This window comes from Nisaea denitrificans DSM 18348 (assembly GCF_000426505.1).
Lineage (GTDB): Bacteria > Pseudomonadota > Alphaproteobacteria > Thalassobaculales > Thalassobaculaceae > Nisaea > Nisaea denitrificans.
The window spans coordinates 1,000,351-1,014,291 of record NZ_AUFM01000011.1 but is presented as its reverse complement, the minus strand read 5'-3'; the positions used below and the strand labels follow the sequence as shown (position 1 = coordinate 1,014,291).

Annotated in this window: 13 protein-coding genes; 9 read left to right on the top strand and 4 right to left on the bottom strand. The window is 60.1% G+C overall.

The features are described 5' to 3' along the window. The first annotated feature begins 23 nt into the window (after window positions 1-23). A complete protein-coding gene (locus K328_RS0105665; protein WP_051284555.1) occupies window positions 24-713 on the top strand; it encodes a DUF2497 domain-containing protein in 690 nt (229 codons plus the stop codon). Between the two features lie 128 nt (window positions 714-841). Then, the gene (locus tag K328_RS0105660) at window positions 842-3,484 is read left to right on the top strand and encodes a valine--tRNA ligase (RefSeq protein WP_028465145.1); all 2,643 of its coding nucleotides are present in this window, start codon (window positions 842-844) and stop codon (window positions 3,482-3,484) included. 12 nt (window positions 3,485-3,496) lie between these two features. Here the strand turns inward: K328_RS0105660 and K328_RS25640 are convergent, their stop codons facing one another. Together K328_RS25640 and K328_RS0105650 are read right to left on the bottom strand one after the other, a co-directional pair. Further along, window positions 3,497-3,943 (bottom strand): thermonuclease family protein, encoded by a 447-nt coding sequence (locus tag K328_RS25640; protein ID WP_051284553.1) that lies wholly within the window; start codon window positions 3,941-3,943, stop codon window positions 3,497-3,499. Between the two features lie 15 nt (window positions 3,944-3,958). Continuing rightward, window positions 3,959-4,861, bottom strand: coding sequence for an HAD-IIA family hydrolase (locus K328_RS0105650; protein WP_036553176.1), 903 nt, complete (start codon window positions 4,859-4,861; stop codon window positions 3,959-3,961). Window positions 4,862-5,029: 168 nt separating this feature from the next. On the opposite strand from K328_RS0105650, the gene K328_RS0105645 reads away from it, so the two are divergent. Then, window positions 5,030-5,209, top strand: coding sequence for a hypothetical protein (locus tag K328_RS0105645; RefSeq protein WP_028465143.1), 180 nt, complete (start codon window positions 5,030-5,032; stop codon window positions 5,207-5,209). A 32-nt stretch (window positions 5,210-5,241) separates the two neighbouring features. Then, window positions 5,242-6,744, top strand: a complete 1,503-nt coding sequence (locus tag K328_RS0105640; RefSeq protein WP_028465142.1) for a M81 family metallopeptidase — start codon at window positions 5,242-5,244, stop codon at window positions 6,742-6,744. A gap of 122 nt (window positions 6,745-6,866) precedes the next feature. Here K328_RS0105640 and xth read toward each other — a convergent pair whose 3' ends face one another. Then, complete coding sequence (gene xth, locus K328_RS0105635) at window positions 6,867-7,637, bottom strand: exodeoxyribonuclease III (RefSeq protein ID WP_028465141.1); 771 nt, start codon at window positions 7,635-7,637, stop codon at window positions 6,867-6,869. Between the two features lie 115 nt (window positions 7,638-7,752). Then, entirely contained in the window at window positions 7,753-8,184 is a 432-nt protein-coding gene (erpA, locus tag K328_RS0105630; RefSeq protein ID WP_245577405.1) for an iron-sulfur cluster insertion protein ErpA, read from the bottom strand. Window positions 8,185-8,312: 128 nt separating this feature from the next. Between erpA and K328_RS0105625 the strand changes: the two genes are divergently transcribed. Genes K328_RS0105625 through K328_RS0105605 form a run of 5 tightly spaced genes read left to right on the top strand, consistent with a single transcriptional unit; the run spans window position 8,313 to window position 13,939 of the window. Next, complete coding sequence (locus K328_RS0105625) at window positions 8,313-9,521, top strand: deoxyguanosinetriphosphate triphosphohydrolase (RefSeq protein ID WP_028465139.1); 1,209 nt, start codon at window positions 8,313-8,315, stop codon at window positions 9,519-9,521. Continuing rightward, the gene (argS, locus tag K328_RS0105620; protein ID WP_028465138.1) at window positions 9,522-11,279 is read left to right on the top strand and encodes an arginine--tRNA ligase; all 1,758 of its coding nucleotides are present in this window, start codon (window positions 9,522-9,524) and stop codon (window positions 11,277-11,279) included. After that, window positions 11,276-12,190: an SPOR domain-containing protein gene (locus K328_RS22700; protein ID WP_051284551.1), complete on the top strand. Its 915-nt coding sequence runs from the start codon at window positions 11,276-11,278 to the stop codon at window positions 12,188-12,190. The genes argS and K328_RS22700 overlap by 4 nt, the downstream gene beginning before the upstream one ends. 13 nt (window positions 12,191-12,203) lie before the next feature. Continuing rightward, window positions 12,204-13,232 (top strand): beta-N-acetylhexosaminidase, encoded by a 1,029-nt coding sequence (gene nagZ, locus K328_RS22695; protein ID WP_051284549.1) that lies wholly within the window; start codon window positions 12,204-12,206, stop codon window positions 13,230-13,232. Further along, the gene (locus tag K328_RS0105605) at window positions 13,232-13,939 is read left to right on the top strand and encodes a site-2 protease family protein (protein ID WP_028465137.1); all 708 of its coding nucleotides are present in this window, start codon (window positions 13,232-13,234) and stop codon (window positions 13,937-13,939) included. The genes nagZ and K328_RS0105605 overlap by 1 nt, the downstream gene beginning before the upstream one ends. Window positions 13,940-13,941: the final 2 nt, after the last annotated feature.

Sequence of the window (13,941 nt, the reverse complement as noted above, 5' to 3'; positions counted from 1 at the left end):
ATTCCTTGTGGGTTTGAGTCTGGATGAGTGATACGGCGCAAGAACCGTCGATGGAGGAAATCCTCGCCTCGATTAGGCGAATCATTTCCGAAGACGGTGAGGAGGGCGAGGAAGCCCCACCCCCCGAAGAAGCTGCCGAGCCAGAGCCGACTCCGGAACCGGAGGCCGAGCCTGAAGCGGAGCCTGAACCCGAGCCCGAACCGGAGCCAGAGGCTGAAGCGGAGCCTGAACCCGAACCGGAGCCGGAGCCTGAAGTAGAGGCCGAACCGGAGCCCGAACCGGAACCGGATTTCGAGGAAGAGGAAGACGTCCTCGATCTGACGGATATGGAGGAAGAACAGCCCGAGCCGCTGTTCGACGAGCAGAAATTTAAGGAAGACGAGCCGGAACCTGCTCCCGCGCCGCCTCCGCCACCACCTCCGCCGCCGCTGCAACAACCGCAGCAAGCGCCTCCGGCCGAAGGGCTTGTTTCACCGCCGCAGGCCGCCGAAACGGTCGATGCGTTCAGCCGTCTGAATGAAAAGCTGAACGAGGATTATCACGAGCTGCCGATCGGCAACGGGGCCATAACGCTTGAGCGCCTGACGCGTGAATTGATGCGTCCGATGCTCAAGGAATGGCTGGATCAGCATCTGCCGATGATGGTTGAGCGTCTGGTTCGCGAGGAAATCGAGCGGCTGGTGATGCAGTCCCAGCGGCGCGACCCCTGGTAAGAACCATCGGTCCCGGGCTTTCCGGGCTGGAATTCCAACCGATGATGCCCTAAACCTGCTCTCCTTTCGGGGAGCAGGTTCTATCTGTTTTCTGATACCGGTTTCACGACATGGCCAAGGGCATCAAAATGCTTGGAAAGACATTCGACGCGGCCGCGGTTGAGCGGACCCATTACGAGAACTGGGAAAAAGCAGGCGCATTCGCCGCCGATCCCAACTCGAGCAAGGTTCCGTACACCATCATGATGCCGCCGCCGAACGTCACCGGCAGCCTGCATATGGGCCATGCGCTCACTTTCACCATTCAGGACATCCTGGTTCGCTATAAGCGGAAAACCGGCAACGATACGCTGTGGCAGCCGGGTACGGACCATGCGGGCATCGCCACCCAGTCGGTTGTCGAACGCCAGCTCGCGGCCAAGCAGATCACCCGGCGCGCGATTGGCCGGGAAGCGTTCGTTGAGAAGATTTGGGAATGGAAAGCCGAATCAGGCGGAACCATCACCAGCCAGCTCCGTGCCCTCGGCGCTTCGCCGGATTGGCAGCGTGAGCGCTTCACAATGGACGAGGGCTGCTCCGACGCGGTCGCGAAGGTATTTGTAGAACTTCATAAAAAGGGCCTGATCTACAAGGACAAACGCCTTGTGAACTGGGACCCGGAACTGCACACGGCAATCTCCGACCTGGAGGTCCAGCAGGTCGAGAGCAAAGGTCATCTCTGGTATTTCCGGTATCCGCTGGAAGACGATCCCAGCCGGCATATCGTTGTCGCGACGACTCGTCCGGAAACCATGCTTGGCGACAGCGGTATTGCGGTGCATCCGGATGACGAGCGGTACAAGGATCTGGTGGGCAAATACGCCATCCTTCCGCTTGTTGGTCGCCGTATTCCGATTGTCGCGGACGAGTATTCCGATCCGGAAAAAGGTTCCGGCGCTGTCAAGATGACGCCTGCCCATGATTTCAACGATTTTGAGGTCGGTCGCAGGCACAATCTGGAACAGATCAACATCTTCGATAGCCGCGCGCGCATCAACGAGAACGCGCCCGAGGCCTATCGGGGGCTCGACAGGTTCGACGCCCGCAAGAAGATCATTGCAGACATGGAAGAAGCAGGGCTGCTGGAGCAGATTGAAGATATCCAGCACACCGTCCCGCATGGAGACCGTTCCGGCGTTGAGATCGAGCCGTGGCTAACCGATCAGTGGTACTGCGACGCGGAAACTCTGGCGAAACCGGCCATCGAGGCCGTGGAGACCGGGAAAACGCAGTTCGTTCCGAAGAGCTGGGAGAACACCTATTTCGACTGGATGCGCAACATCCAGCCCTGGTGCATTTCACGTCAGCTTTGGTGGGGCCATCAGATCCCGGCCTGGTACGGCCCGGACGGCAGCATTTTTGTCGAGGAATCGGAAGAGGCGGCGCAGGCCGCAGCGGATGCGCATTATGGCGCAACGACCGAGATCACGCGCGATGAAGATGTGCTGGATACCTGGTTCTCTTCCGCGCTCTGGCCGTTCTCGACACTCGGTTGGCCGGAAAAAACACCTGAACTGGACCGTTATTATCCGGGTGATGTGTTGGTCACCGGTTTCGACATCATTTTCTTCTGGGTCGCCCGGATGATGATGATGGGCATTCATTTCATGGGCGAGGTTCCGTTCTCGACGGTCTATATCCACGCTCTGGTCCGGGATCAGCACGGCGCCAAGATGTCCAAGTCCAAGGGCAACGTGATGGATCCGCTCGATCTTATCGAGAAATTCGGCACAGACGCGCTGCGTTTCACCCTTACCGCCATGGCGGCGCAGGGCCGGGACATCAAGCTCGCCGAGAGCCGGGTTGAGGGCTACCGGAACTTCACGACCAAGCTCTGGAACGCGGCCCGCTATGCGGAAATGAACGAGTGTCAGTGGGATGCGTCGTTCGATCCAAAGGCCGCGACACAGACCGTGAACCGCTGGATCATCTCCGAGCTGGCGGAAACGGAAGCCAAGGTTTCGAAGGCCATCGACGGCTACCGGTTCAACGACGCAGCGGGCGCGCTCTATCACTTCATCTGGGGCACCTACTGCGACTGGTATCTGGAATTCACCAAGCCGATCCTCTCCGGTGCCGACAAGGCTGCTGCGGAAGAAACCCGCAAGGCAACGGCCTGGGTGCTGATGCAGGCTATCAATCTGCTGAACCCGTTGATGCCGTTCATTACCGAAGAGCTGTGGTCTGCTTTTGGCGGTGAAGGCCAGTTGATCACCACGGCCTGGCCGGATGGCTTGAAGGAAGCTGCAGACGCAGATGCCATCGCCGAGATGGACTGGGTGGTGCGGCTGATTTCCGAGGTGCGCTCTATCCGCTCGGAAATGAACGTGCCAGCCGCCGCGAAGATCGATCTGCTGCTGAAGGATATGTCCGCTCAGACAGTGGAGCGGCTGGAGCGGAACCGGGATGTGATCATCCGTCTCGCCCGTCTGGAGAACATATCGGCGACGGACGATATTCCGACCGGTGCGGTTCAGGGGGTGATCGACGAGGCGATGATCATTTTACCAATCGCCGATGTGGTCGATCTGGCCCAGGAGCGCGTGCGCCTGGAAAAGGATCTTGGCAAGCTAAACGGCGAGATCATGAAGCTGGACAAGAAGCTCTCGAACGAGAGCTTCATCTCCCGCGCGCCGGCGGAAGTGGTGGAAGAAAACCGCGAACGGCTGGCCGATGAGAAGACCAAGCGGGACAAACTGGCCGCCGCGCTGGAGCGGATCGCCGCGCTCTAGGACGCTAACACCTTAGTCTGGAACATTTTCCCAAAGCCCGCGCTTTCCTGCGCGGGCTTTTTCTTCTGCGGGCCTGTAGGCATCGCCCGCTTCATCAGCAACAGCCCAGCCAGACAGCACCATCTCGTTTGAGATATCCTTATTATTGACGATGCATCGGGCATTGAAGGTTTCCACGGCAACGCAGCGGGCCTGCTTACGGTCCGCCAGTTTTTGCAGATGCTTCTTCGCAGCTGCGCCGCAGAGCCAGGGCAGGGCGCCGCGCAGGCATTTCTGACGGGGGCTCGGTGCAACGATCCCGAACAAACGGATTACGCTTCTATCTATCTGGATGGTTCCGGCATCAATAACGCGGGCTTCGCCTTCGATGACGATCGGCTTCTTGTCCGCTGCCATTGCGGCGTTTGAAAAGCCGGTCAGACAGAGGAGCATCGATAGCAAGAGGACTGGCGCATGCATGCGGTCGCTCCATGATTAAATCGACGGTGCGATGAAATCAGGCCAGATTCCGCTTTCTTCCGCAAGGGTGAGGGGATCTTTTCCACGTGTGAAGCCGGTTTCGACCAACAGGGCCTTCATGCCCCGGGCCCGTCCGCCGAGCACGTCCGTATGGAGAGTATCGCCAACGCAGAGCACCCGCTCCGGGGGAATATGGGCCAGGTCACGCATGGCCATCTCATAAACCGGGCCGAAGGGTTTGCCGAGAAAGATCGGCTCGACCCCGGCTTCGTCCGCAAGCTGATGCGCGAGATATCCGGGCTCCAGGCTCATTGCTTCGGTATAGGGGGCTGTCAGGTCCGGGTTTCCGACAATGACGGGGCGGGGATGGCGCTTGAAACTCTCGAGGATCGGCGCGAAATCCTTTCTCCAGAAATTATCGCAATCGAGCAGCAGAAGACCTGCAGCCTCGTCTATATCAACCCCGTCACCAGGCCAGCCGCGAATGTCATGGCCTCTTGGAATCAGGTGCGGATCGAGGCCAATTGCCGCCCAGAAACCGCCTTCACCGCCTTCCAGCATGCTTTCAAGCAGGCTGACACCAGCGAAAATCTCAGATTCCTCGAACAGATATCCGCGCGCGCGATGGCTTTCACACATTGCAGCGACACTCTTTGAGCCGTCGTTCGAGACGACACGGACGGCTACGCCTGCCTTGCGGATACAGTCATAAGCCGCCGGGCCTTCGGGGATGACAGGCGGGCCGAGGCTAAGCACGCCGAAATTGTCGAGAATCACGGCATCGAAATCGTCGATGATCTCGGCAATGCCGGATACGTGGCGCGGTGTGACGGGCGGCGGTGCGGGCGGTAAACGGTGCGACCAGCGCAGATACCCGGCCCAGCTATCGTCGAACGTCAGATATTCCCTCGCGCACATGTCTGTCAGTCCCTCATTAGGTCTGATTTTGGAACCGGAGCGGTTCCAGAAGAATGGTCCCGGGCAAATTGCCATCGCGCAGGGCCCGTGATTAAGATGTCAGGCATTGATTACAGGCAGATGTCCCCTCTGCCAACGCCGCCTCATCCCCGAGGGTACGGAATCTGAATGGTACAGCACGGAGACAGGACCGGGATTGAACAGGAGCCGCGCCGCTGGCACAGCTCCGAGTTCGTCGGTCTTGTCGTCTTTCTTCTCATCTGCGTGGCCGTTCTGCCTTTCGTGCGGGACAGTTACATCCTCCAGGATGTCTGGGTTTCGCTCTGCGGCGCCATCGGCATCAACTAGCTTAGACATAACCTTCGGACGGGAGAGCCCGAATGGCGCGGATTATCATCGGCGGCTTTCAGCACGAGACCAACACATTCGGCCCTAGCAAGGCGGCACTCGACGCCTTCACCAGCCCCGGGAGTTGGCCGGCACTGGTCACCGGTGCGCCCCTGTTCGAAGCGGTCAAGGGGATCAATATTTCTGTCGCGGGTTTCATCGAGCAGGCCCGGGCGCTCGGGCATGAGTTGGTGCCGACGAGTTGGGCCGCGGCGTCTCCTTCAGCTCATGTGACAGACGAAGCTTACGAGCATATCGCCGGATTGATCCTGAAGGGCATCGAGGCTGCCCTGCCGGCCGACGCGATCTATCTCTGCCTGCATGGCGCGATGGCGACGGAGACCTACGAGGATGGCGAGGGCGAGTTGCTGCGCCGGGTTCGGGCGCTTGTCGGAGACGACATCCTGCTTCTGGCCAGCCTCGACCTGCACGCGAACGTCACTCCGGAAATGGTTTCATGGGCGAATGGCCTCGATGCCTACCGGACCTATCCGCATATCGATATGGCCGATACCGGCGCCCGGGTAGCACGCCGGCTGGATGCTCTCATCAAATCTGGCCGCAAGCCCGTCCATACTTTCGAGCAAATCCCGTTCCTGATGCCGCTGGTCCGGCAATGCACGATGGCCGAACCAGCCGCTGGTCTCTACGCGATGATTCCGGAGCTGGAGGCGGCGCATAACGTCTCGCTTTCCTTCGCAACGGGCTTCCCTGCAGCCGATATACATCATTGCGGGGCGTCTGTTTTCGCATATGGAGACACCGAAAGAGGTGTGAAACAATCCGTGAAACAATTGGTTGATGCCATTTGCGCCAAGGAAGCGGGTTTTTCGGCCGCACTGCCCGGTCCGGACGAGGCGGTTCGAGAAGCGATGCGCATCGCGGCCACGGCGGACCGCCCAGTCATCATCGCGGATGTGCAGGACAATTCCGGCGGCGGTGCCGATAGCGACACGACGGGGCTGTTGCGCGCTCTGGTCCGCAATGGTGCCGAGGGTGCTGCGCTCGGATTGCTGGTTGATGCCGAGTCGGCTCTGGCTGCGCATGAGGCCGGTGAGGGGGCGGAGGTCGTGCTCGCTCTTGGCGGCAAGTCCCGCGTGCCGGGTGATGCGCCCTTTGAAGGCACGTTCCGGGTCGAGGCGTTGTCGAATGGAGAATTCATGGCGACTGGACCGTTCTATTCCGGCACCCACATGCGGCTCGGCCCGTCGGCCCGGCTCAGCATCAATGGCGTGCAGATCCTTGTCGGCTCCCGCAAGGTGCAGATGGCGGACCGGATGATGTATCGTTTCCTCGGCGTCGAGCCGGAACAGATGAAGATCCTGGTGAATAAAAGCTCGGTGCACTACCGCGCCGATTTCGCGCCGATCGCCGCAGAAATCATAGAGTGTGCGTCTCCGGGGCCGGTTCTGGCCGATCCGGCGGCGCTACCGTGGAAACATCTGCGCGAAGGGCTGCGGACACGGCCGCTGGGGGACCCGTTCAAAGCGGGGTGAGCTCACTCTAAATCGTCATTCCCGCGCACGCGGGGACCCAGGAAATCAGAACTCGCCATGATCGACTAGGTCCCGGCTCTCCGGCCGGGATGAAGTCTAAAAAGCGATGACGACGTGAGCAGTTACGCCGCGAGCTCGATCCAGACCGGGGTGTGGTCCGAGGCCTTGGTTTTTCCGCGCGGGCCGGAGTCGATGCCGGAGGCTTTCAGCCGGTCCGCCGCTTGCGGCGAGAGCAGCAGGTGGTCAATCCGCACACCGTGATCGTTCTGCCAGGCACCGCCCTGATAATCCCAGAAGCTGTAGCGGTGCGGTGCGGTGTTGTAGATCCGGTAGGCGTCGGCATAGCCGAGATTCAGAATGGAGCGGTATGCGGCGCGGGATTCCGGCTGGCAGAGCGCATCGTCCGCCCAGCCGGCCGGGTCATGCACGTCGTCGTCCATCGGCACGACATTGTAGTCGCCTGCCAGCACGACGGGGCCTTCGCTTTGCAGCAGGATTTCCGCCTGGGCCTTCAGTCGCTTCATCCAATCCAGCTTGTAGGTGAATTTCTCGGTCGCGATCGGATTTCCGTTCGGCAGATAGATCGAGGCGAAGCGGATGCCGCAGATCGTGCCCTCGACATAGCGGGCCTGTTCGTCCGCATCGTCGCCGGGCAGTCCAACCAGTGGGTCCTCGATCTCGTGTTTGGAGAGGATAGCGACGCCGTTATAGCTCTTCTGCCCGTGCGCCAGGATCTTGTAGCCGCGTTCCTCAATCTCAAGGCGCGGGAAATTCTCGTCCACGGTCTTGGTTTCCTGGAGCATGGCAACGTCGGGCTGGAAGCCGTCGAGCCACTCCAGCAGGTTCGGGAGCCTCGCCTTGACCGAGTTGACGTTCCAGGTGGCCGCTTTCATGGGGAGTCCGTTCCGCGAAGAGCTTGGAGAATGACGAGCGGCAAGTTTGCCCGCACGCTGTCGCGCGGCCAAGACACTTTGCCGGACATCAAGGAAACCGGCGCGTTAGCTTCTGTCAGAGGGAGAAGGAAGTACCGCAGCCGCAGGAAGACGAGGCGTTCGGATTCGTGACCTGGAAATAGGCGCCGAGCAATTCGTCGACATAATCGAGCACGCCGCCGTCAAGCAGGTCGAGAGAGGTATCGTCCACGATCACTTTCATGCCGTGGCTCTCGAACACGTGGTCGTCGTCCTTCATCACATCATCGAAACCGAAATCGTACTGGAAGCCGGAGCAGCCACCGCCCTCGACGCCGACGCGCATGAATTTGCCGTCGCCATTCTCTTCCATGTCCAGCAGGACCTTGATCCGCCGGGCTGCACTTTCGCTTAACCCGAAGCTGCGCCCACCAGCACCCGGAGGTGCTGCGGCAGCACTGTCACCATGGTTTTCAGCGAGGCTCATCGCCGCTCCGATCATCGTGTTCGAATTTCTGACCGTGATCATAATCACGTCCCTGATGAGAAAGTAATACGTCAGGCCCTGAATTCAACTGTTTTCGGGCCCTTGGCATTGCGCGAAAGGGCGCCCGAGAGTAGGTTCCGCCCAGTTCGAATCGCACTTGGTCCCTGTATATGCCCGAGTCCCAAAACTGGACGTTCAAACAGCAGTTCGCGCCCTATGCCGCGGATTTCAGGAACAGCCGCGGCCGGCAGTTCCCGGAGCCGGAAGCGCGCGAGCGCACGCCGTTCCAGCGAGACCGGGACAGGGTTCTGCATTCCGGCGCTTTCCGGCGCCTGGAATACAAGACCCAGGTTTTCGTCTATCACGAGGGCGATTATTACCGCACCCGGCTGACGCACAGCCTTGAGGTGGCGCAGATTGCCCGCTCAATCAGCCGCTCCCTTGGTCTGAATGAGGATCTGGCGGAAGCCCTGGCGCTTGCGCACGATCTCGGCCACACGCCGTTCGGCCATGCCGGCGAGGACGCCCTGGACGCGGTGATGAAGCCTTATGGCGGCTTTGATCACAATGTGCAGACGGTTCGGGTCCTGACCCTGCTGGAACAGCGTTACGCGTCGTTTGATGGCCTCAATCCGACTTGGGAAACCATTGAGGGGATCATCAAGCATAACGGCCCACTGACGGATCGGGACGGAGTTGGTGACGTACCACCGATTATTACCGAGTTGGACTCGAAACTATCATTGCAGTTAAGTGGTTTTGCCAGTGCGGAAGCCCAGATAGCGGCGCTTTCCGATGATATCGCCTATCACGCACATGATATTGATGACGCGCTGCACGCAGATCTTTTCGATATCGAAATAATGCTCGATGTACCGCTGATAGGCCCCATAGTCTCGGAAGTGATGGAGAGTTACGGTACGCTCTCCCGCGCCAAGATGGTGCAGGAGATTGTCCGCCGTCTGATTGGCGCCATGGTCGAAGATCTGCTTGGGGAAACTCGGCGAAGACTGGCGGAATACCGTCCGAATTCGGCCGATGACGTGCGCAGCGCTCCTGTTCCGCTGATTGCTTTTTCCGCCGAAATGGAAGACCAGAACCGCACTTTGAAAGCGTTTCTGTTCCACAACATGTATCGTCACTACAAAGTGAATCGCATGGCCAGTAAGGCCCGCAGGGTGGTAACGGACATGTTCGAGTTGCTGATGGCGGAGCCTAACTGCCTTCCGGCGCAATGGCAGCGCACCGGCAACGACCAGCCGGGCCAGATTGACGATACCAAACAGGCGCGCCTTGTGGCCGACTATATCGCTGGCATGACCGATCGCTTCGCGGTGATCGAGCATGCCCGTCTCTTTGATCTAAACGCGAAGACATAAATGAACGTTTTCAGATACTTTCAAAGTAAACTTGATGCAACGATAGAAGCGCTGGCCGCCGAGGGAGCACTACCCTCCGGCATGGATATCAGCCGGGCGGGCGTTGAGCCTCCGCGCGATCCGAGCCACGGCGACATTGCCACGAACGCGGCCATGGTGCTGGCCAAGCCCGCAAATATGAAGCCGCGCGACATCGCCGAGTTGTTGATCGTCAAGATGCGTGACTGGGAAGAGGTCAGCGAGGCTGAGATTGCCGGCCCCGGTTTCATCAACCTCCGGATCGCCGACGGTTTCTGGCGCAATGCCATTTCAGGACTGCTTGAAAAGGGCCTGGATTTCGGCAAGTCGGATATCGGCGCCGGCAAGAAGGTAATGGTGGAATACGTCTCCGCCAACCCGACCGGCCCGCTGCATGCGGCGCATGCGCGTGGTGCCGTGATTGGCGATGCGCTGGCTGCACTGCTTGCCAAGGCCGGATTCGACGTGACCCGCGAATATTACGTCAACGATGCAGGTGCTCAGGTGGATGTCTTGGCTCGTTCCGCCTATCTCCGCTACCGGGAGGCTCGAGGGGAGGATATAGGCACCATTCCTGAAGGTTTCTATCCGGGCGAATATCTGAAAGAGGTCGGTGAGGCACTTTCGGCGCGCGATGGCGGGAAATGGATGCAGAGCCCGGACGAGGAGTGGCTTCCTGAAGTGCGTGCCTTTGCCATCTCCATGATGATGGAAGGGATCAAGGAGGACCTGACCGGTCTTGGCGTTGATATCGAGATCTACAGCTCCGAGAAGGCTTTGGTCGACGCTGGCGCGGTCGATGCCGTCATGCAGACGCTGGAGGAGCGCGACCTGCTCTATACTGGCGTGTTGCAGCCGCCGAAGGGCAAGCAGCCGGATGACTGGGAGCCGCGCCCGCAGCGCCTGTTCAAGGCGATGCAGTTCGGAGACGATGTTGACCGGCCGATCCAGAAATCGGACGGCACTTGGACCTATTTCGCAAATGACGTCGCTTACCACCTCGATAAGTACAATCGCGGCTTTGCCGAGATGATCGATGTCTGGGGCGCGGATCACGGCGGTTATGTGAAACGCATGAAGGCGGCGGTGAAGGCCGTAACCGACGGCAAGGGCGAACTGGACGTCAAGCTCTGCCAGCTTGTGCATCTGATGGATGACGGCAAGCCGGTGAAGATGTCGAAACGGGCTGGAACCTTCGTGACCTTGCGCGATGTCATCGATTCGGTAGGCAAAGACGTGCTTCGGTTCATCATGCTGACCCGGCGCAACGACCAGACCCTCGAATTCGATTTCAAGAAGGTCACCGAGCAAAGCCGGGAAAACCCCGTTTTCTATGTGCAATATGCCCATGCGCGCTGTCATTCCGTCTTAAGGCATGCCGCCGAGGCACTTGAGGGCGCGGATGTTTCCTGTGCCGGGCTGGCACCGGTAGTGCTGGATCGCTTGACCGATCCGGCCGAGCTTGGTCTCATGAAACTGTTACTCGGATGGCCTCGTACGGTCGAAAGTGCCGCCGAAGCGCACGAACCGCACCGGATCGCTTTCTATCTCGGCGAGGTCGCCACCGGTTTCCACAGTTTGTGGAACAAGGGCAGGGAAGACACGACTTTGAGGTTCCTGGTCGATGATGACCGCGAGTTGACCATGGCTCGGCTGGCTCTGGTTCGAGCTACGCAGACGGTCATCGCTTCCGGACTCTCCGTGATCGGGGTTGAGCCCGTGGAGGAGTTGCGCGCATGAGTTTGCATTCGGGAGCGCCGGAACGGCCGCGGATGATCGAGGAAGAGGATCGTCCCGGACCGCCTCCACTCATGTCCGAAGAGACGACCAAGGGCAGGGGGTTGACCATCATTGCTGCAACTCTGGCGGTTGCAGCCTTTGCGGGTATCGTCTGGTACGCCTACGATCAGGGCCGTCGGATAGGCAGCGAAACCGCCGCCCCGCTGATCAAGGCCGATGTGACACCGTCAAAGGTTCGGCCTGATTCGCCAGGTGGTATGGAAGTTCCGCATCAGGACAAGCTGGTGCTCGACGATCTCGGCTCCGGGCGTGGCGCTCAGAACAGCGAAAGCCGTGTAGAGCGCCTGTTGCCGCCGCCGGAGACACCGCTGCCGCCGCCGGAACCTCTGTCGATCCCGACCAATGACGCGACCCAGACTGCGGAAGCCCCGGCGCCGACTGCGCCAGCCGTAACATCGCCCCCGGCTTCATCTCCATCGGCAACCGCCGTTATCCCGCCGGCCAAGAAACCAGCGGAGACCGCGGCGAAAACACTTGTCCCTCCGCCGCCCGCAATCCCGGCAGCGAAGGTAGAAACGCCGGTCACGGCACCGGCGCCGAAGCCCGTTGCCGCAAAGACACCCAAACCGGCACCGGCTCCAGCTCCAGCCCCGGCACCTGTCGCCACAGGCGGTTTCAATATCCAGATCGCCGCCTTGCGGAGCGAGGATGCCGCCGCGAAGGAATGGAACAGGGTGAAAGCGGCTAATGCTGCTTTGCTCGGCGCACTCGGGCCGACTTACCAGCGTGTCACGACTTCCAACGGGGTGTTTTTCCGGGTACAGGGCGGACCGTTGAGCGATAAAGCCGCACGTGACATCTGTACGGCACTGAAAGCCAAGGGTCAGGCTTGCCTCGTGGTGAAACGCTAGACGGGACACGCAAATGCGCTCCTTGATCCTCGGCTGTGCCGGTCCGGAACTCAGCCGGGCCGAGCGCCAGTTCTTCATCGATACCGATCCGTTCGGCTTCATTCTGTTTCAGCGGAACTGCGAAAGCACGGAGCAGATCCGGATGCTGACCGAAGATCTGCGCGATTGTGTCGGACGCCACGCGCCGGTTCTGATCGACCAGGAAGGTGGCCGGGTTCAGCGCCTGAAGCCGCCGCAATGGCGTGCAGCCCCGCCGGCAGCCTTGTTTGGCAAGCTTTACGCCGAGGACCCGGTGCGTGCGGAGCAGGCTGTACGGGTGAATGCCCGACTGATTGCCGCGGAACTCACGGATTGCGGCGTCGATGTAGATTGTCTGCCGTTGCTCGATGTCCGGCAGGACGGTGCCCATGACGTCATCGGAGACCGTGCTTTTGCCTATACGCCGGATATCGTTGCCAGACTTGGTCGCGCTCAGGCGGAAGGTCTTGCCGCCGGCGGTGTCGCTCCTGTGATGAAGCATATCCCCGGGCATGGCCGGGCAGGTGTCGACAGCCACCACGCGTTGCCTCGGGTCGACACGGAACGGGACGAACTTTCCGCGATCGATTTCGCGCCTTTCAAGGCTTTGAAGGACCTGCCGATGGCGATGACAGCTCATGTCATCTACGAGACGCTGGATTCCGGGCGCGCGGCCACGGTTTCCCCCACAGTCATCGGAGAGGTTATCCGGCAGGAGATCGGCTTCGACGGGCTTTTGATGAGTGACGATATCTCCATGAAGGCGCTGGTTGATCCGCTTGACGTATCAACGGCACATGCGCTGGAGGCCGGATGTGACGTTGTCTTGCACTGCAATGGTGACATGACGGAGATGCAGGCAGTCGCCGGAGCGGCCCCGGTTCTGTCCGGCAAGGCTCTTTCCCGCGCCGAAATGGTGCTCGATTTCCTTGAGCGCATTCAGCGGGAGGCCCGTCCGGCGGTGCACGAAGAGCTTCTTTCTTCCTTTGCCGAGCTGACCGGTCAATATCGGTCCTCCACCTGATGGAAGAGATGATCTCCAACATCCTCTTCACGGCGTCGATCTGGGCACTACCGGTATTGATCGCGATCACCATGCATGAAGCGGCGCACGGTTATGTGGCGAACATGCTTGGAGATCCAACGGCTCGCCTGATGGGGCGTGTGACCCTGAACCCGTTCGTCCATATCGATAGGTTCGGCACGATCATCCTGCCGATGCTGTGCGTGATATCTGGATGGGCTCTCGCCGGCACGCCGTTCGTCTTCGGTTACGCCAAACCGGTACCTGTCGCCGTGTCGCGCCTGAACAATCCGCGCCGCGACATGATGCTGGTCGCGGCGGCGGGGCCTGCAATAAATGTCGTGCTGGCATTCCTTGCAGCGGCGCTATTGCACACTGTTGCCTGGTTCCCGGACTGGTTCAGCGCCTGGTGGCAGGCCACCTTGATCAACGGGATCTTGCTCAATCTGGTGCTGGCAGTGTTCAACCTGCTGCCGATTCCGCCGCTCGATGGCGGACGGATCGTCACCGGACTTCTGCCTTACGAGTTGGCTGTGCGTTACTCCAAGCTTGAGCGTTTCGGCCTCTTCATTGTCATCGGCCTGATGTTTCTGCTGCCCTATATTGGCCGGGAGATTGGCGTCGATCTCAGTTACGCCATGCAGCTCGTCATGTTCGGCGTCAAAAATCTGCTACACTTTATCCTGATGCTCACGGGACAAATCTGAGG